Below are 17776 nucleotides of genomic sequence, written 5' to 3' on the forward strand. Positions count from 1 at the left end.
CAGGGCATCCGCCCTGCAGCAGACACGGGGCACCCGCCCCGCAACAGACAATGAGTCCGGCGACACCGCCGGACGGTGGGAAGGGTCGAGCGCGACCCGCGTACCACGACTGCTAAGGAGAACAACGCAGATGGCAAAGCGCAGCAAAGCTTATGAAGCAGCAGCACAGAAGATCAACGAGGACGCACTGTACTCCCCGGCCGAGGCGGTAGCCCTGGCCAAGGAGACCAACCCCTCCAAGTCGGACGCCACGGTCGAGGTCGCCATGCGGCTCTCGGTGGACCCGCGCAAGGCGGACCAGATGGTCCGCGGCACGGTCATCCTGCCCCACGGCACCGGCAAGACCGCCCGCGTGGTCGTCTTCACCCAGGGTGACAACATCGCCAAGGCCGAAGAGGCCGGAGCGGACTACGTCGGCGGCGACGAGCTCATCGCCAAGGTCGCCGACGGCTGGACCGACTTCGACGCCGCCGTGGCATCGCCGGACATGATGGGCAAGGTGGGTCGCCTGGGCAAGGTCCTGGGCCCCCGCAACCTGATGCCGAACCCGAAGACCGGCACCGTGACCCCCGACGTGGCGAAGGCGGTCAACGAGCTCAAGGGCGGAAAGATCACCTTCCGCGTGGACAAGCACTCGAACCTGCACTTCATCGTGGGCAAGAGCAGCTTCGACGCGAAGGCTCTGACCGAGAACTACGCAGCCGCCCTGGAAGAGGTGCTTCGTCTGAAGCCCTCCGCCTCCAAGGGTCGCTACATCAACCGGGTCACCGTGGCCACCACCTTCGGCCCCGGCATTCCGGTGGACCCGAACGTGACCAAGGTGATCGCTGACTGATCTGTCACCGGCCGCCCCTCGGGAGCAGGCCGGCGAAGAAGGCCCTCGTCCACGTGACGGGGGCCTTCTTCGTGCCCACCCGACTCCGCGCTGAGCGGCGGATTCTCCGACTGGTCGGGGCCTTCTCCGGCATCAGATGCTCGGAGGATCCGCCCCTCGCCGTGCGGTGGAGGGATGGAAGCCGCTGAATTGCAGGCGGGGCGTGCCGCGTGTAGAGTGAGGCCTGACCAAAGACCGCCGGTCGTTGTTGTCGTGCGCAGATCATTGGCTGATCTGCGCGGTCAGCAGGCATCATGCCTGTGAGGCGACGCAACTCTAAAGACCCTTTTGGGCGACCTGCGCAGGACACGAACTGCTCTACCTGAAGAAGCTGCTCGCTGCGACATGCGAGCAGCTCCTTCTCCCAGATCATGCCCCGTGCCCTGTGCAGCGGGGCATTTTTCATGTCCCAGCACAAAGAGGTGACCGGCTTACATGATCGGAAGGAGTGCCATGGCGAATCCTGAGAAGGCTGCCGCCGTCGAGGAGTTGAAAGAACTTTTCAACAACTCGACTGCCGCAGTGCTCACGGAGTACCGCGGCCTCTCCGTGGGCCAGCTGCAGACTCTGCGCCGGTCCGTGCGAGAGAACGCACACTACGCTGTGGTGAAGAACACGCTCACCGAGATCGCGGCTCGGGAACTCGGCATCGACGCCTTTGAAGGCAAGATGTCCGGACCCTCCGCCATCGCCTTCGTCCACGGCGACGCCGTGGACGTGGCCAAGTCGCTGCGTGACTTCGCCAAGAGCAATCCTGCACTGATCGTCAAGGGCGGCTATATGGATGGCGCCGCCCTGGACGAGGCAGGAGTGAAGCAGCTCGCGGACCTTGAGTCCCGCGAAGTTCTGCTCAGCAAGATGGCTGGCGCCCTCATCGGCGTCCAGTCCAAGGCAGCCTCCCTGTTCCAGGCACCGTTGTCCAAGGCCGTTCGCACGGTCGAGGCGCTTCGCGTGCAGCAGGAAGCAGCCTGAGCTCGAGCTCAGCAGTGAACTACAAGCTAGACCCCTCAAACATTTAGAAGGAGCGCCCCCATGGCGAAGATGAGCAACGACGAACTAATCGAACAGTTCAAGGAAATGTCCCTGATCGAGCTCTCCGAGTTCGTCAAGGTCTTCGAGGAGACCTTCGACGTGACCGCGGCTGCCCCAGTGGCAGCAGCAGCAGCTCCCGCAGGCGGCGGCGAAGCCGAAGAGGCTGAAGAGCAGACCGAGTTCGACGTGGTCCTCGAGGCCGCAGGCGAGAAGAAGATCGGCGTCATCAAGGAGGTGCGCGGTCTGACCTCCCTCGGTCTCAAGGAGGCCAAGGATCTGGTCGACGGCGCTCCCAAGGCCGTTCTCGAGGGTGTCGACAAGGACACTGCCGAGAAGGCGAAGGAGACCCTGGAAGGCGCAGGCGCCACCGTCACCCTCAAGTGATCGGGGTGGCGACAGCCGCATCCAGGCAGTCCTGACTGCACACAGAAGATCCCCCGGAAGGCTTCCTTCCGGGGGATCTTCTGCGTTCGCGGGAGGTTCTCGCCTCAGCCGCCGCAGCTCAGTGCGCCAGGACCGTGGAGGCTGAGCTCAGCCCGCGTCAGATCCGGTGGCCCGGCCGGGGGCGAAGCCCCGCGGCCACCAGCGCCAGTCCCGCCAGGCTGCACACTCCGAGGGCGACCACCAGTGGTTCGATGTGGACCCCGAGCACCACGCTGGCCAGGACCCACAGCGCCAGCGCCACGGCGACGGCGGCATAGACGGCACCGGTGATGCGCGGTCCGGTGGCCCGCCCGGTCCGCGCGGATGAGCCCGTCCCGCGGGGGTGCGGCACCGCAGCCTGCTCCGCGGGGGGCATCAGTGCCCCGCCCTCAAGTCCTGGTCCTGAGCCCAGTGCGGCCTCCTGTTCGGCACGCTCGAACCAGCGTGGTCCGCGGTCAGGCTCCTTCCAGGTGAAGTCCTGTTCGTCCTGGGCTCGAAGCGATTCGGCCAGAAGCTCGTCCACATCCTCGGGCTCCGGAGGAAGCGGGACCGTGGGATGTGTGGGCGAGGCGCCAGAGTGTTCCGGTCTGCTCTGCTTCATGGGTCTGTCCTGGGTCGGATCCTCATAGGCGGCGCTCATTGGTCCTCCTCGACCTGCTGCTCATAGGTGGTCGCGTCGTAGACGGTGGTGTTGGCGAAGGCGGAGTTCAGGTCCAGCAGGATCTCGCGGTCGGCGTCCTCCGGACCGAGGACCAGGTCCTCTCCGGAGATCCCTGACTGGTCGAACCGGTCATCCTGGGTGGAGATCTCCAGGTTGCTCAGCGCCTGGCCATTGCTGATGACCACCCGCGCGTCATCCGGCACGATCACCGTCGTGTTCGAGAAGGCGTTGTTGACCTGGGCAGTCTCAGCCGTCGCCGAGGAGCCGCCAGCACCGGTGCCTCCCGACTCGCGCAGATCCACCGTGGTGTTGGAGAACGCGCTGTTCACGTCGGACTCTTCGGTGAAGTAGTTGCCGAACGCGTGGTTGGTCCCGCCTCCCAGGCCGCTGACACCGGTGTGTCCGGCGAAGAGCACCAGCATGACCGCGGTGCTGAGTCCCAGCAGTCCCGGCAGGCCGGGACGTCCGCGCAGCGCCGACACGAGATGGCCCGTGCCGAGCAGCAGCACCAGGCCTGCGGTGGCCACCAGCGCCGCAGTGATGGCGGAGAGCCCGAGACTGCCGCTGAACCAGGACAGTGCCACGATCACGGGCAGTGCGAGCAGCCCCAGCCCCCAGGTCAGCTGGCGACGTCGGCGCCGCTGTGCCTGTTCCCGGGGTGAGACGGCCACGCCGCGCTCAGGGCGTGGTTCCCGTCCGCCTCGTCCGCCTCGGCCGGCGGCACCGCTGGGGCCAGCCGCTCCGTGGCCCATCGAAGCGGACGCCGCCGCAGATCCCGAGGGCTGCGCCGGGGCAGCCTCCTTCGGATACCAGGCCGGCTTCCCATCCGCCCGTGGCGGTGTGGTGTCACCGGCCCGTGCTTTTCCCGCAGCCGAGGACCCCCCGGTGGAGGACGCCCGCGTCGCTGCGGAGGTCCCCGACTCGGCGCGGGTGCCGCTGGAAGGATCGCCGCGGTGGTTCTTCACCATGATGTAGATCAGCCATGCCACGGCGCCGAGGATCACCACGTTGAGCAGCACGGCGAGCGGCCCGGCGATGCTGATCGGGGTGAAGATGTTCAAGGCACCCACGACCGCCAGCACCGCGCCTCCGATGAATCCGGAGCTGTAGCTGCCGCGGACCGCCTGTTGGGCATGGATCTCACCCTCGCGATTCGGGGCCAGGATCCAGACCAGCCCGTAGAGCAGGGCTGCTGGAGAGAAGAAGATGATGAAGGCGACGACGCCGAGCCCGCGCACCAGCGCGGCGTCCCACCCCACCTTTTCGGAGAGTCCGGCGAAGACGCCGCCGACCCATCCTTCGTCGGGGCGACGCAGCCCCGTGGACCGCATCCAGCTGAAGAAGCGGTGGCCCGTCTCAGGCTTCAGATTTTCCATATCTCCAGTCTGTGCGGCGAGGACCGTCCGCGCTACTGGGGGCACCCTGATTCAACCCTGAATCACGCCCGGACACCCCTGATCATGGGGCATCTGCCATCGAAGTGGGATGGGGGCCGTGGCACTATGGACACATGGACACCCCCACCGAGTCCGCAGCGGAGCAGAATGGCGGCCGCACCCTGCGGCCGCCCCTGCTGCGTGCGTCACAGACCCCGCTTGCGGGCGTCTGTCTCGGTCTCTCCCGCCACCTGCAGGTCTCGGTGCCCATGGTGCGAGCCGCGATGATCGGCCTCAGCATCGCCGGGGGGATCGGGCTGGTGCTCTATGCCTGGCTCTGGGTCTTCGTGCCGCGCGAGGACGAGCCGCGATCGACTGCGGCCGCCCGCGGACTCAGCGGCCCCGCCGTGGAGAGCGAGGATCCGCCCAGGGGCTTCCGGGGGCGCGAGCTCGTCGATGCGCTGACCAGCTCACCACAGGTCCTGCTGGGGGGCGTGCTGCTGGGAGGAGCCGGCCTCATCGGTCTGCAGCTCCTCGGCGCTGCGATCAACTGGTGGCTCATCGGGCCCCCGGTGATCCTCGGTGTGGGCGTCCTGCTCGCCTGGTCCCAGGTGGACGCCATAGGGCCCGCCGCCGATGATCCCGGCGGCGACGGCTCGGGCCGGGAGAAGACCCGTTCTCGGCGAGCCATCCTCTGGCAGTTCTCGATGGGCGTCCTGCTGGTGATGCTTGCGCTGCTGCTGCTGGCCGGCGGATTCCTCCCGGCGGCGGACCTGCTGCTCGGGCTGATGGTCGCGGCGATGCTGCTGGCCGGCGTCGCCCTGGTGACCGCGCCGTGGCTGATCAGGCTGTACCGGACGTCGAACACCGAGCGGGCACGAGCCGCCGCCGAGGCTGAGCGGGCGGACATCGCCGCACACCTGCATGACTCTGTGCTCCAGACGCTGGCGATGATCCAGAAGGATCGGCATGACCCGGTCTCGGTGGAGCGCCTGGCGCGCCGACAGGAGCGCCAGCTGCGCGGCTGGCTCTACGGCCGAGACAGCGCCGGGACGGGCACGCTGAAGGAACAGCTCAGCCTCGTGGCGGAGGAGCTCGAAGAGCTGCACAGCGTTCCGGTGGAGTTGATCGCCGTCGGGGAGTCCCTGCGCACCGATCACCGGGTGCTCGTCGCGGCGGCACGCGAAGGTATGGTGAACGCGCTCAAGCATGCCGGCCCCGCCTCGGTGTACCTGGAGTCCACAGCTTCGGAGGACTCCGTGTTCATCCGTGACCGCGGCGCCGGGTTCGACCTCGAGGGCATCGAGGAGGACAGACTCGGCGTCCGGGAGTCGATCATCGGACGGATGAGGCGTGCAGGTGGAACCGCGCGGATCCGTTCAGGTGAGACAGGAACCGAGGTGCAGCTGAGCATGCCGGTGGGCGTCCGAGGTGCAGCGACCAGCCCGATCCCGGCCCAGCCGCCGGCCGCGCCGCAGACCCATGCGCCGGCCGCGCCGCAGAGCCAGCCGCCGGCCGCGCCGCAGAGCCATGCGCCTCACGCGACGACCGGGATGCAGGCCGATGAACCCACAGAGCCGCAGCCGCTGCGCCGCGTGGCTGAACCAGTTCCACGGCGCGAGGAGACCTATGGGTGAGTCGGCACCGCTGCGCCGCGTGGTGATCGTCGATGACCATGGCATCTTCCGGGCTGGGCTCAAGGCAGAGATGGCCGGGCGGGTGGAGGTCGTCGGCGAGGGTCAGGACGTGGAGACAGCGATTGCGGCGGTGCGCGGGACACGCCCCGAAGTTGTTCTGCTCGATGTGCATCTGCCCGGGGGCACCGGCGGGGGAGGCGCAGAGGTGGTCCGTGCCTGTCGAGACCTCACGGAGGTCAGGTTCCTCGCCATCAGCGTGTCCGACCAGGCCGAGGACGTGGTCTCGGTCATCCGGGCAGGCGCCCGCGGCTATGTCACGAAGACGATCAGCACCGCCGACCTCGCCGAATCGGTGGAGGCGGTCGCCACCGGAGACGCCGTGTTCTCCCCGCGACTGGCAGGCTTCGTCCTGGATGCCTTCGGCACCGGGGCGGTGGAAGATGTCCGGGACGAGGAGCTTGACCGGCTCTCCGCCCGCGAGGTGGAAGTCATGCGCCTGATCGCCCGCGGCTACACCTACCGCGAGATCGCCGGAGAGCTGTTCATCTCCATCAAGACCGTGGAGACCCACGTGTCCAAGGTGCTGCGGAAGCTGCAGCTCTCCTCCCGGCATGAGCTCACCCGCTGGGCGGAGCAGCGCCGCATCGTCTGACCCGGTGTGTCCGATGGCACGTTCCCGAGGGTCGGCTGGTACAGTTACTGCCCAGAAAGCCCGGAGTCGCAGCTGAAGTCTCCGCAGGTCTTCTCTTCGGCCGAGGCTCCGTCCTCGCGTCCAACGCCCGCGGTGGCCTCGTCTTGCCCCGGGTGGCCTTCGTGGTCTATGCTGTATTTTTGCGCATCTTCTCTACATCCGTGCCTTCAAATAGCGGTGGGCAGTTGTTTATATGCGCTATTCCTACGGAAGCTACGAAGGTCTGTGGAAGGATCCCTCTTGGTCGCCTCGAGCACCTCATCGACTCAAACCGCTGCTTCGGCCCGCACTGCAGAATATGCAGGCCGACTCTCATTCGCAAAGATTCACGAACCCCTCGATGTCCCAGAGCTTCTCGCTCTGCAGATCGACTCCTTCGACCGCCTCATCGGCAACGACAGCTGGGCTGCTCGTGTCGAGGAGGCCCGGCAGAAGGGCATCAAGGGCGTTTCCGAAACCTCCGGACTCTCCGACATCTTCGAAGAGATGTCACCGATCGAGGACTTCCAGGGCACCATGTCCCTGAGCTTCTCCGATCCTGAGTTCGCCGACCCCAAGATGCCGGTCGCTGAGTGCAAGGAGCGGGACACCACGTACTCCGCTCCGCTGTACGTCAAGGCCGAGTTCATGAACCACAACACCGGCGAGATCAAGCAGCAGACCGTGTTCATGGGCGATTTCCCGCTCATGACCGACCGCGGCACATTCATCATCAACGGCACCGAGCGCGTCGTCGTGTCTCAGCTGGTGCGTTCCCCGGGCGCCTATTTCGAGCGCACCCCGGACAAGACCAGCGACAAGGACATCTTCACCGCCAAGGTCATCCCCTCACGCGGTGCCTGGTTCGAGCTGGAGATCGACAAGCGTGACCAGGTCGGCGTCCGCCTCGACCGTCGCCGCAAGCAGCCGGTCACCGCGCTGCTCAAGGCTCTGGGCTGGACCGAGTCCCGCATCCTCGAAGAGTTCGGCGAGTATGACTCGATCCGCGCCACCATGGAGAAGGATGCCTTCGAGACGCAGGCCGATGCGCTGATCGACATCTACCGCAAGCTGCGCCCGGGCGAGCCGCCGACAGTCGAGGCTGCCGAGTCGCTGCTGAAGGGTCTGTACTTCACCCCCAAGCGCTATGACCTGGCCAAGGTGGGGCGCTATAAGCTCAACCGCAAGCTCGGCGTGGACAAGGCCTTCACCGACGCCGACGCCTCGGTGCTCAACGAGCAGGACATCGTCGCGATGATCCACTACCTCGCAGCGCTGCACGCCGGCAAGGACACGATCAAGGGCATCCGCGATGGTTCCGAGATCGACGTGCACATCACCGTCGATGACATCGACCACTTCGGCAACCGCCGCATCCGTGCGGTGGGCGAGCTCATCGAGAACCAGGTCCGCACCGGCCTGTCCCGCATGGAGCGTGTGGTCCGTGAGCGGATGACGACTCAGGACGTCGAGGCCATCACGCCGCAGACGCTGATCAACATCCGTCCCGTCGTCGCCTCCATCAAGGAGTTCTTCGGCACCTCGCAGCTCTCGCAGTTCATGGATCAGAACAACCCGCTGGCCGGACTGACGCATAAGCGTCGCCTCTCCGCGCTGGGCCCGGGCGGTCTCTCCCGTGACCGCGCCGGCATGGAGGTCCGCGACGTCCACCCCTCGCACTACGGACGCATGTGCCCCATCGAGACTCCGGAAGGCCCGAACATCGGCCTGATCGGCTCGCTGGCCACCTACGGACGGATCAACAACTTCGGCTTCATCGAGACCCCGTACCGCAAGGTCGTCAAGGGTGTCGTCACCGATCAGATCGACTACCTGACGGCCGATGACGAGCTGGTCTCGCAGATCGCCCAGGCCAACGCACCGCTGAACGAGGACGGCACCTTCGCTGAAGCGACCGTGCTCTGCCGCGGTCGTGCCGACGGAACCGCTGAGCAGGGCGAGCCCGTGCTGACCATTCCCGACGAGATCGACTACATGGACGTCTCGCCGCGCCAGATGGTGTCAGTGGCCACGGCTCTGATCCCGTTCCTGGAGCACGACGACGCCAACCGCGCCCTCATGGGTGCGAACATGCAGCGTCAGGCTGTGCCGCTGCTGGAGTCCGAGTCGCCGCTGGTGGGCACCGGCATGGAGAAGTTCGCCGCGATCGACGCCGGAGACTCGGTCACCGCCGAGAAGCCGGGCGTGGTCACCCGCGTCGCAGCTGATCTGGTCACCGTGCTCAACGACGACGGCACGCAGATCCACTACCCGATCATGAAGTTCCAGCGCTCGAACCAGGGCAACGCGTACAACCAGCGCGTCCGGGTCTCCGAAGGTGACCGGCTGGAGCGCCAGTCGATCATCGCTGACGGTCCCTCCACCGAGGCCGGCGAGCTTGCTCTGGGCAAGAACCTGCTGGTCGCGTTCATGTCCTGGGAAGGCCACAACTTCGAGGATGCGATCATCCTCTCCCAGCGGATGATCCAGGACGACGTGCTCACCTCGATCCACATCGAGGAGCACGAGGTCGATGCTCGCGACACCAAGCTCGGTGCCGAAGAGGTCACCCGTGACATCCCGAACGTCTCCGAGGAGATGCTGGCCCAGCTCGATGAGCGCGGCATCATCCACATCGGTGCCGAGGTCTCCGCAGGAGACATCCTGGTCGGCCGTGTCACGCCCAAGGGTGAGACCGAGCTGACCCCGGAGGAGCGTCTGCTGCGCGCCATCTTCGGCGAGAAGTCACGCGAAGTGCGTGACACCTCGCTGAAGGTCCCCCACGGCGAGTCCGGCACCGTCATCGGTGTCCGGATCTTCGACGCGGAGGAGGGCGACGACCTTCCCCCCGGTGTGAACCAGCTGGTGCGCGTGTACGTGGCGCAGAAGCGCAAGATCACCGACGGCGACAAGCTCGCCGGCCGCCACGGCAACAAGGGCGTCATCTCCAGGATCCTTCCTGTGGAGGACATGCCCTTCCTGCCCGATGGCACGGCAGTGGACATCGTGCTCAATCCGCTCGGCGTCCCCGGTCGCATGAACATCGGCCAGGTCATGGAGGTCCACCTCGGGTGGGCCGCCAAGCAGGGCTGGAAGATCGAGGGCGAGCCCGACTGGATCAAGAAGCTGCCGAACCTGCCCCGGGAGACCGGTCCGACCAAGGTCTCGACCCCGGTGTTCGACGGCGCGGAGCCTGCTGAGCTGACCGGCATCCTCGAGTCTGTGAACCCGTCACGCGACGGCGAGCAGCTCGTGGGCGCCAACGGCAAGGCCCAGCTCTTCGACGGTCGCTCCGGCGAACCGTTCCCCGAAGGCGTTGCCGTCGGCTACATGTACATCCTGAAGCTGCACCACCTTGTCGATGACAAGATTCACGCACGCTCCACCGGACCGTACTCGATGATCACTCAGCAGCCCCTCGGCGGCAAGGCTCAGTTCGGCGGTCAGCGCTTCGGCGAGATGGAGGTCTGGGCACTCGAGGCCTATGGCTCCGCCTACACGCTGCAGGAGCTGCTGACCATCAAGTCGGATGACATCCACGGCCGTGTGAAGGTCTACGAGGCCATCGTGAAGGGCGAGAACATCCCGGAGCCTGGCGTTCCGGAGTCGTTCAAGGTGCTCATCAAAGAGATGCAGTCGCTCTGCCTCAACGTGGAGGTTCTCTCCGCGGACGGCAGCAAGGTCGAGATGCGTGACTCGGAGGAAACCGGGTTCAGCGCTGCGGAGGAGCTTGGCATCGACCTCTCCCGCGCAGAGCCCAGCTCGGTCGAAGAGGTCTGATGACCTCACCGATGCACCTTCACTCCGTCACGAATCTTTAGAGAAAAGAGAGATACCGGACTATGTCCCAAGAATCCTCATTCGGCACAATGCGTATCGGGCTTGCCACCGGTGACGAAATCCGTGGTTGGTCCTATGGTGAGGTCAAAAAGCCTGAAACCATCAACTACCGCACCCTGAAGCCCGAGAAGGACGGACTCTTCTGCGAGAAGATCTTCGGACCTTCCCGGGACTGGGAGTGCTACTGCGGCAAATACAAGCGGGTCCGCTTCAAGGGCATCATCTGTGAGCGCTGCGGCGTCGAGGTCACTCGCGCCAAGGTGCGCCGTGAGCGTATGGGTCACATCCAGCTCGCCGCACCGGTGACCCACATCTGGTACTTCAAGGGCGTGCCCTCACGTCTGGGCTACCTGCTCGACCTTGCTCCGAAGGACCTGGAGAAGGTCATCTACTTCGCCGCGTACATGATCACCGAGGTGGACGAGGACCGTCGCCACGATGACCTGCCCAACCTGCAGGCGGAGATCGACCAGGAGCTCAAGCACCTGGCCGATCAGCGCGACGCAGACATCGCCGCCATCTCCAAGGACCTCGAGGGTGACCTCGAGCGCCTGGAGGGCGAGGGTGCCAAGGCCGCCGAGAAGAAGAAGGCACGCGACACCTCTGACAAGCAGATGTCGCAGGTGCGCAAGCGCGCCGACGCCGAGATCGAGCAGCTCGAGCGGGTCTGGGATCGCTTCAAGAACCTCAAGGTCTCTGATCTTGAGGGTGATGAGGCGCTCTTCCGCGAGATGCGCACCCGCTACGGCCAGTACTTCGAGGGTTCCATGGGCGCTGAGTCGATTCAGCGTCGCCTGGCGACCTTCGACATGGAGGCCGAGGCAGAGCGTCTGCGCGAGATCATCGCCACCGGCAAGGGTCAGCGCAAGACACGCGCCCTGAAGCGGCTGAAGGTGCTCAACGCGTTCCTCTCCACCGGCACCACTCCGCGCGGCATGGTGCTCGACGCCGTCCCGGTGATCCCCCCGGAGATCCGCCCGATGGTGCAGCTGGACGGTGGACGCTTCGCGACCTCCGACCTCAACGACCTGTACCGTCGCGTCATCAACCGCAACAACCGGCTGAAGCGGCTCCTGGATCTCGGTGCGCCCGAGATCATCGTCAACAACGAGAAGCGCATGCTTCAGGAGTCCGTGGACTCGCTCTTCGACAACGGTCGTCGCGGCCGTCCGGTCACCGGACCGGGCAACCGTCCGCTGAAGTCGCTCTCCGACATGCTCAAGGGCAAGCAGGGCCGGTTCCGCCAGAACCTGCTCGGCAAGCGCGTGGACTACTCCGGGCGTTCTGTCATCGTGGTCGGCCCGCAGCTGAAGCTGCATCAGTGTGGTCTGCCCAAGCAGATGGCGCTGGAGCTGTTCAAGCCCTTCGTGATGAAGCGTCTGGTCGACCTCAACCACGCGCAGAACATCAAGTCGGCCAAGCGCATGGTGGAGCGTCAGCGCCCCCAGGTCTGGGATGTTCTCGAAGAGATCATCACCGAGCACCCGGTGCTGCTCAACCGCGCGCCCACCCTGCACCGTCTGGGAATCCAGGCCTTCGAGCCGCAGCTGGTGGAGGGCAAGGCCCTTCAGCTGCACCCGCTGGTCTGCTCGGCGTTCAACGCTGACTTCGACGGCGACCAGATGGCAGTCCACCTGCCGCTCTCACCCGAGGCCCAGGCCGAGGCGCGCATCCTGATGCTCTCCTCGAACAACATCCTGAAGCCTTCGGACGGCCGCCCGGTGGCGCTGCCCTCGCAGGACATGATCATCGGTCTGCACCACCTGACCACCCAGCGCGAGGACGAGACCGGCGCAGGCCGTTCCTTCTCCTCCGTGGGTGAGGCGCAGATGGCCATGGATCTGCGCGAGCTGCACATCAATGCGCCGGTCAACATCACGGTGGAGGGCTTCGTGCCCTCCGCAGAGGTCGAGGCTCCCGAGGGCTGGGAGCCGGGCACGCCCGCCACGATCAAGACGACACTGGGCAAGGTGCTGTTCAACCTGACCCTGCCCGAGGACTACCCCTGGCATGACACGGTGGCCGACAAGGGACGGCTCTCCACGCTGATCAACGATCTCGCGGAGCGCTACCCGAACAACGTCACCGCCCGCACCCTGGACAACCTCAAGGACGCCGGCTTCTACTGGTCCACCCGCTCGGGAGTCACCGTCGCGATCTCGGACGTGACCTCGAACATGGACAAGAAGAAGATCATGGATGTCTACGAGGACCAGGCCGCCAAGGTCCAGTCCCAGTACGACATGGGTCTGATCGGCGATGACGAGCGCCACTCCGAGCTGGTGGAGATCTGGACCAAGGCCACCGACGAGGTGGCTGCGGCCATGCAGGCCGGCATGGATGAGCACAACAACATCAACCGGATGGTCACCTCCGGCGCCCGAGGCAACTGGCTTCAGGTCCGGCAGATCGCGGGCATCCGTGGTCTGGTGACCAACCCCAAGGGTGAGATCATCCCGCGCCCGATCAAGTCCTCCTACCGCGAGGGCCTCTCGGTCCTCGAGTACTTCATCGCCACCCACGGCGCCCGCAAGGGCCTGGCGGACACGGCGCTGAAGACGGCGAACTCGGGCTACCTGACCCGTCGTCTGGTCGACGTCTCCCAGGACGTCATCGTCCGCGAGGCGGACTGTGGGACATCTCGCGGCTTGACTGTGACGATCGCCGTCGCGGACGAGAACGGCGAGCTGAAGCTGCATGACGAGGTGGAGAACTCCGCCTACGCACGCACGCTGGCAGTCGACGTCAGCGACGAGGCCGGAAACGTCCTTGCCGAGGGCGGCTCCGACGTCGGTGATGTCCTCATCGACCGGCTGTTCGCCGCAGGTGTCTCCGAGATCAAGATCCGCTCGGTGCTGACCTGTGAGTCCGCGGTGGGCACGTGCACCCGGTGCTACGGCCGGTCGCTGGCCACGGGACAGACCGTGGACATCGGCGAGGCCGTGGGCATCATCGCCGCGCAGTCCATCGGTGAGCCCGGCACGCAGCTGACCATGCGTACCTTCCACACCGGCGGCATCGCCTCGGCCGATGACATCACCCAGGGTCTGCCCCGCATCCAGGAGCTCTTCGAGGCGCGCACACCCAAGGGTGTCGCTCCCATCGCTGAGGTCGCGGGACGGGTCAACCTGGATGATTCCGAGAAGCAGCTCCGCCTGGTGCTGACTCCGGATGACGGTTCCGAGGAGCACGCCTACCCGATCCTGCGTCGCGCACGAGTGCTCGTCCACGACGGTGAGCACGTCGAGGTCGGCCAGCAGCTGGTGGCCGGCGCCGTGGACCCCAAGCAGGTGCTTCGAGTGCTCGGCCCCCGCGCCGCGCAGAAGTTCCTCGTCTCCGAGGTCCAGGACGTCTACCAGTCGCAGGGCGTGGGCATCCACGACAAGCACGTGGAGGTCATCGTCCGGCAGATGCTGCGCCGCATCACGGTCATCGATTCCGGCGGCACCTCGCTGCTTCCGGGTGAGCTGGCCGATCGCTTCCGCTTCACCGCCGCCAACCGCAAGGCAGTGGCAGAGGGCAAGCAGCCGGCGTCGGGACGCGACGAGCTCATGGGCATCACCAAGGCCTCGCTCGCCACGGATTCCTGGCTCTCGGCGGCCTCCTTCCAGGAGACCACCCGAGTGCTGACCCAGGCAGCCATGGAGGGCAAGTCCGATCCGCTGCTGGGTCTGAAGGAGAACGTGATCATCGGCAAGCTGATCCCGGCCGGCACCGGTCTGGATCGCTACACGCAGTCCACGGTGGAGCCCACCGAGGAGGCCAAGGCCAATCTGTTCACCGGCCCCAGCCTCTACGGCTCCAGCTTCGACTATGCAGGAGCCGAGGGCGACGGCGAGTTCCATGCCATCCCGCTCGACGACTACAACACGGATGTCGACTTCCGCTGAGCGGTGACATCCCAGTTCGACGAGGTGCTGAGCTGAACAGGCACCGGGACTGACCAGCCGAGAGGCCCGGGGGAGCGATGCTCCTCCGGGCCTCTCGCGTCGGTGCCGAGACCGGCACTCGCGCTCTGGTCGGTCTCCTGGTATTGTTAACCTGATTGTTTCTGATGTGGCAGAGGGACTCGGTCCGGGTTGCGGGGAAGTTGCGCAGCGAATGCCACATTTTTGCACGCCTAGGGACCAGAGCCCGCGGACAGTGTGCCGACTATCGACCGCGGGCAGAGTCTGAACCCTCTGTTTCCCTCACTACACGTATGGAGAACGCATAGTGCCTACTATTCAGCAGCTTGTGCGCAAGGGGCGTCATCCCAAGCGCACCAAGAACAACACCCCTGCACTGCAGGGAAGCCCGATGCGTCGCGGCGTATGCACCCGTGTGTACACCACGACCCCGAAGAAGCCGAACTCCGCGCTCCGCAAGGTGGCCCGTGTTCGTCTGGGCGGCGGCGTCGAAGTCACCGCCTACATCCCCGGCGAGGGACACAACCTGCAGGAGCACTCGATCGTGCTCGTCCGCGGCGGCCGTGTGAAGGACCTTCCCGGTGTCCGCTACAAGATCGTCCGCGGCGCCCTCGACACCCAGGGTGTCAAGGGACGCGGTCAGGCTCGCTCCCGCTACGGCGCGAAGAAGGAGAAGAAGTAATGCCTCGTAAGGGACCCGCACCTAAGCGCCCTCTCGTCCAGGATCCGGTCCACGGATCCCCGCTGGTCACTCAGCTGATCAACAAGGTCCTGGTCGACGGCAAGAAGTCCACCGCAGAGCGCATCGTCTACGGCGCCCTCGACGGTGTCGCCAAGAAGTCCAGTGAAGATCCTGTGACGATCCTGAAGAAGGCCATGGACAATGTCCGGCCCGCCCTGGAGGTCCGCTCCCGCCGCGTCGGCGGCGCCACCTACCAGGTGCCCGTGGAGGTCAAGCCCGGTCGCTCGACCGCGCTCGCCCTGCGCTGGCTGGTCGGCTACTCCAAGGATCGCCGCGAGAAGAGCATGACGGACCGCCTGATGAACGAGATCCTCGACGCCTCCAACGGCCTCGGTGCCGCAGTGAAGCGCCGCGAGGACACTCACAAGATGGCAGAGTCCAACAAGGCCTTCGCCCACTACCGCTGGTAATAGAAAAGGGGAATCACCGTGGCACAAGACGTGCTCACTGACCTCAAGAAGGTCCGCAACATCGGCATCATGGCTCACATCGATGCCGGTAAGACCACCGCAACTGAACGCATCCTGTTCTACACCGGCATGAACCACAAGATCGGTGAAACTCACGACGGTGCGTCCACGACGGACTGGATGGAGCAGGAGAAAGAGCGCGGCATCACGATCACCTCCGCCGCGGTGACCTGCTTCTGGGGCGACAACCAGATCAACATCATCGACACCCCCGGCCACGTCGACTTCACGGTCGAGGTGGAGCGCGCCCTGCGTGTGCTCGACGGCGCCGTCGCAGTCTTCGACGGCAAGGAAGGCGTGGAGCCGCAGTCCGAGACTGTCTGGCGCCAGGCCGACAAGTACAACGTGCCGCGCATCTGCTTCGTCAACAAGATGGACAAGCTCGGTGCCGACTTCTACTACACCGTGGACACGATCAAGTCCCGTCTCGGCGCAACACCCCTGGTGATGCAGCTGCCGATCGGTTCCGAGAGCGAGTTCGTCGGTGTCGTCGACCTGCTGCAGATGAAGGCCCTCGTGTGGCCCGGCGATGCCAAGGGTGACGTGACCATGGGCGCCGAGTACGAGACCCGCGAGATCCCCGAGGACCTCCGGGAGAGCGCCGAGGAGTACCGCACCACGCTCATCGAGCAGGTCGCCGAAGCCGACGACGTGCTGATGAACAAGTACCTCGAGGGCGAAGAGATCTCCAACGACGAGCTCAAGGAAGGCGTTCGCAAGCTCACCGTGGCTTCGGCCGCCTACCCGGTGTTCTGCGGCTCCGCGTTCAAGAACCGCGGCGTGCAGCCGATGCTCGACGCCGTCATCGATTACCTGCCCACTCCGGCAGACGTCGAGGCCATGGAGGGCCACAAGCCCAACCATGAAGACGTCATCCTGACTCGTCGTCCGCGCAAGGACGAGCCGTTCTCCGCTCTGGCGTTCAAGATCGCTTCCCACCCCTTCTTCGGTCAGCTCACCTTCATCCGCGTGTACTCCGGCAAGCTCTCCGCCGGCGCGCAGATCGTGAACTCCACGAAGGGCAAGAAGGAGCGCATCGGAAAGCTCTTCCAGATGCACGCGAACAAGGAGAACCCGGTCGAGGAGATCCAGGCCGGTCACATCTACGCGGTCATCGGGCTCAAGGACACCACCACCGGCGATACGCTGTGCGATCCGAATGAGCAGATCGTGCTCGAGTCGATGACCTTCCCGGAGCCGGTGATCTCCGTGGCCATCGAGCCCAAGTCCAAGAGTGACCAGGAGAAGCTCTCCACGGCCATTCAGAAGCTTGCAGCCGAGGACCCGACCTTCACGGTCACCCAGAACGACGAGACCGGCCAGACCGAGATCGGCGGAATGGGCGAGCTTCACCTGGACATCCTGGTGGACCGCATGCGCCGTGAGTTCAACGTCGAGGCCAATGTGGGCAAGCCCCAGGTCGCGTACCGCGAGACCATCAAGAAGCGTGTGGAGAAGGTCGACTACACCCACAAGAAGCAGACCGGTGGTTCGGGCCAGTTCGCCAAGGTGCTCATGAACTTCGAGCCCCTGGACACCTCGGACGGCGAGATGTACGAGTTCGCCAACCTGGTGACCGGTGGACGCATCCCCCGCGAGTACATCCCCTCGGTGGACGCAGGCATCCAGGACGCCATGGGTCTCGGCATTCTCGCCGGCTACCCGATGGTCGGTGTCAAGGCTGAACTGGTCGACGGCGCCTACCACGATGTCGACTCCTCGGAGATGGCCTTCAAGATGGCCGGATCCCAGGTCTTCAAAGAAGGCGCACGCCGAGCAAGCCCCGTGCTGCTCGAGCCGATGATGTCCGTCGAAGTCCGCACTCCTGAGGAGTACATGGGCGAAGTCATCGGTGACCTGAACTCCCGCCGCGGCCAGATCCAGTCCATGGATGACGCAGCAGGCGTGAAGGTCATCAAGGCACTCGTGCCGCTGTCCGAGATGTTCGGCTACATCGGCGAGCTGCGCTCGCGCACGCAGGGCCGTGCGGTCTTCACCATGTCCTTCAACTCTTACGCAGAGGTTCCGAAGGCCGTGGCAGAGGAGATCATCGAGAAGAACCGCGGCGCGTGATCCTCAACCCGGCTCCCCGGGCCCGCTGAACTCGTGTGAACCCGTTCAGCGGCCCGGAGGACCGGGTCGG

General features: G+C 65.5%; 12 protein-coding genes. 10 read left to right on the forward strand and 2 right to left on the reverse strand.

The genetic code is table 11. The annotated features are described in order from the left end of the window. Positions 1–130: 130 nt before the first annotated feature. The 3 genes from rplA to rplL all read left to right on the forward strand — a co-directional run bounded on the left by rplA (position 131) and on the right by rplL (position 2290). Positions 131–835: a 50S ribosomal protein L1 gene (gene rplA / locus H4W27_RS00850; protein WP_192594257.1), complete on the forward strand. Its 705-nt coding sequence runs from the start codon at positions 131–133 to the stop codon at positions 833–835. A 492-nt stretch (positions 836–1327) separates the two neighbouring features. Continuing rightward, a complete protein-coding gene (gene rplJ, locus H4W27_RS00855) occupies positions 1328–1846 on the forward strand; it encodes a 50S ribosomal protein L10 (RefSeq protein ID WP_192594258.1) in 519 nt (172 codons plus the stop codon). A gap of 60 nt (positions 1847–1906) precedes the next feature. Beyond that, positions 1907–2290: a 50S ribosomal protein L7/L12 gene (gene rplL, locus H4W27_RS00860; RefSeq protein ID WP_192594259.1), complete on the forward strand. Its 384-nt coding sequence runs from the start codon at positions 1907–1909 to the stop codon at positions 2288–2290. A 157-nt stretch (positions 2291–2447) separates the two neighbouring features. Here rplL and H4W27_RS00865 read toward each other — a convergent pair whose 3' ends face one another. Together H4W27_RS00865 and H4W27_RS00870 are read right to left on the reverse strand one after the other, a co-directional pair. After that, positions 2448–2969: a hypothetical protein gene (locus H4W27_RS00865; RefSeq protein ID WP_192594260.1), complete on the reverse strand. Its 522-nt coding sequence runs from the start codon at positions 2967–2969 to the stop codon at positions 2448–2450. Further along, complete coding sequence (locus tag H4W27_RS00870; protein WP_192594261.1) at positions 2966–4366, reverse strand: PspC domain-containing protein; 1401 nt, start codon at positions 4364–4366, stop codon at positions 2966–2968. The genes H4W27_RS00865 and H4W27_RS00870 overlap by 4 nt, the downstream gene beginning before the upstream one ends. A 134-nt stretch (positions 4367–4500) precedes the next feature. On the opposite strand from H4W27_RS00870, the gene H4W27_RS00875 reads away from it, so the two are divergent. The 7 genes from H4W27_RS00875 to fusA all read left to right on the forward strand — a co-directional run bounded on the left by H4W27_RS00875 (position 4501) and on the right by fusA (position 17706). Beyond that, a complete protein-coding gene (locus H4W27_RS00875; protein ID WP_192594262.1) occupies positions 4501–6003 on the forward strand; it encodes an ATP-binding protein in 1503 nt (500 codons plus the stop codon). Continuing rightward, positions 5996–6655, forward strand: coding sequence for a LuxR C-terminal-related transcriptional regulator (locus H4W27_RS00880; protein ID WP_192594263.1), 660 nt, complete (start codon positions 5996–5998; stop codon positions 6653–6655). The genes H4W27_RS00875 and H4W27_RS00880 overlap by 8 nt, the downstream gene beginning before the upstream one ends. Positions 6656–6934: 279 nt before the next feature. After that, positions 6935–10453, forward strand: a complete 3519-nt coding sequence (gene rpoB / locus H4W27_RS00885; RefSeq protein WP_192594264.1) for a DNA-directed RNA polymerase subunit beta — start codon at positions 6935–6937, stop codon at positions 10451–10453. 62 nt (positions 10454–10515) lie between these two features. Next, positions 10516–14403, forward strand: coding sequence for a DNA-directed RNA polymerase subunit beta' (locus H4W27_RS00890; protein WP_192594265.1), 3888 nt, complete (start codon positions 10516–10518; stop codon positions 14401–14403). 325 nt (positions 14404–14728) lie between these two features. Then, positions 14729–15103 carry a 30S ribosomal protein S12 gene (gene rpsL, locus H4W27_RS00895; protein WP_036473238.1) on the forward strand — a complete coding sequence of 125 codons (375 nt, stop codon included), beginning with the start codon at positions 14729–14731 and terminating at the stop codon, positions 15101–15103. Next, entirely contained in the window at positions 15103–15573 is a 471-nt protein-coding gene (rpsG, locus tag H4W27_RS00900) for a 30S ribosomal protein S7 (protein WP_192594266.1), read from the forward strand. Before rpsL ends, rpsG begins: the two co-directional genes overlap by 1 nt. Positions 15574–15591: 18 nt before the next feature. Continuing rightward, on the forward strand, positions 15592–17706 hold the full coding sequence (gene fusA, locus H4W27_RS00905) for an elongation factor G (protein ID WP_192594267.1): 2115 nt from the start codon (positions 15592–15594) through the stop codon (positions 17704–17706). Positions 17707–17776: the final 70 nt, after the last annotated feature.

This window comes from Nesterenkonia lutea, from assembly GCF_014873955.1.
Lineage (GTDB): Bacteria > Actinomycetota > Actinomycetes > Actinomycetales > Micrococcaceae > Nesterenkonia > Nesterenkonia lutea.

Coding starts and splice junctions, on each gene's coding strand:
- rpsG (WP_192594266.1), top strand. CDS start 15,103: ATGCCTCGTAAGGGACCCGCACCTAAGCGCCCTCTCGTCCAGGATCCG.
- H4W27_RS00875 (WP_192594262.1), top strand. CDS start 4,501: ATGGACACCCCCACCGAGTCCGCAGCGGAGCAGAATGGCGGCCGCACC.
- H4W27_RS00865 (WP_192594260.1), bottom strand. CDS start 2,969: ATGAGCGCCGCCTATGAGGATCCGACCCAGGACAGACCCATGAAGCAG.
- rplA (WP_192594257.1), top strand. CDS start 131: ATGGCAAAGCGCAGCAAAGCTTATGAAGCAGCAGCACAGAAGATCAAC.
- H4W27_RS00890 (WP_192594265.1), top strand. CDS start 10,516: ATGTCCCAAGAATCCTCATTCGGCACAATGCGTATCGGGCTTGCCACC.
- H4W27_RS00880 (WP_192594263.1), top strand. CDS start 5,996: ATGGGTGAGTCGGCACCGCTGCGCCGCGTGGTGATCGTCGATGACCAT.
- rplJ (WP_192594258.1), top strand. CDS start 1,328: ATGGCGAATCCTGAGAAGGCTGCCGCCGTCGAGGAGTTGAAAGAACTT.
- rplL (WP_192594259.1), top strand. CDS start 1,907: ATGGCGAAGATGAGCAACGACGAACTAATCGAACAGTTCAAGGAAATG.
- H4W27_RS00870 (WP_192594261.1), bottom strand. CDS start 4,366: ATGGAAAATCTGAAGCCTGAGACGGGCCACCGCTTCTTCAGCTGGATG.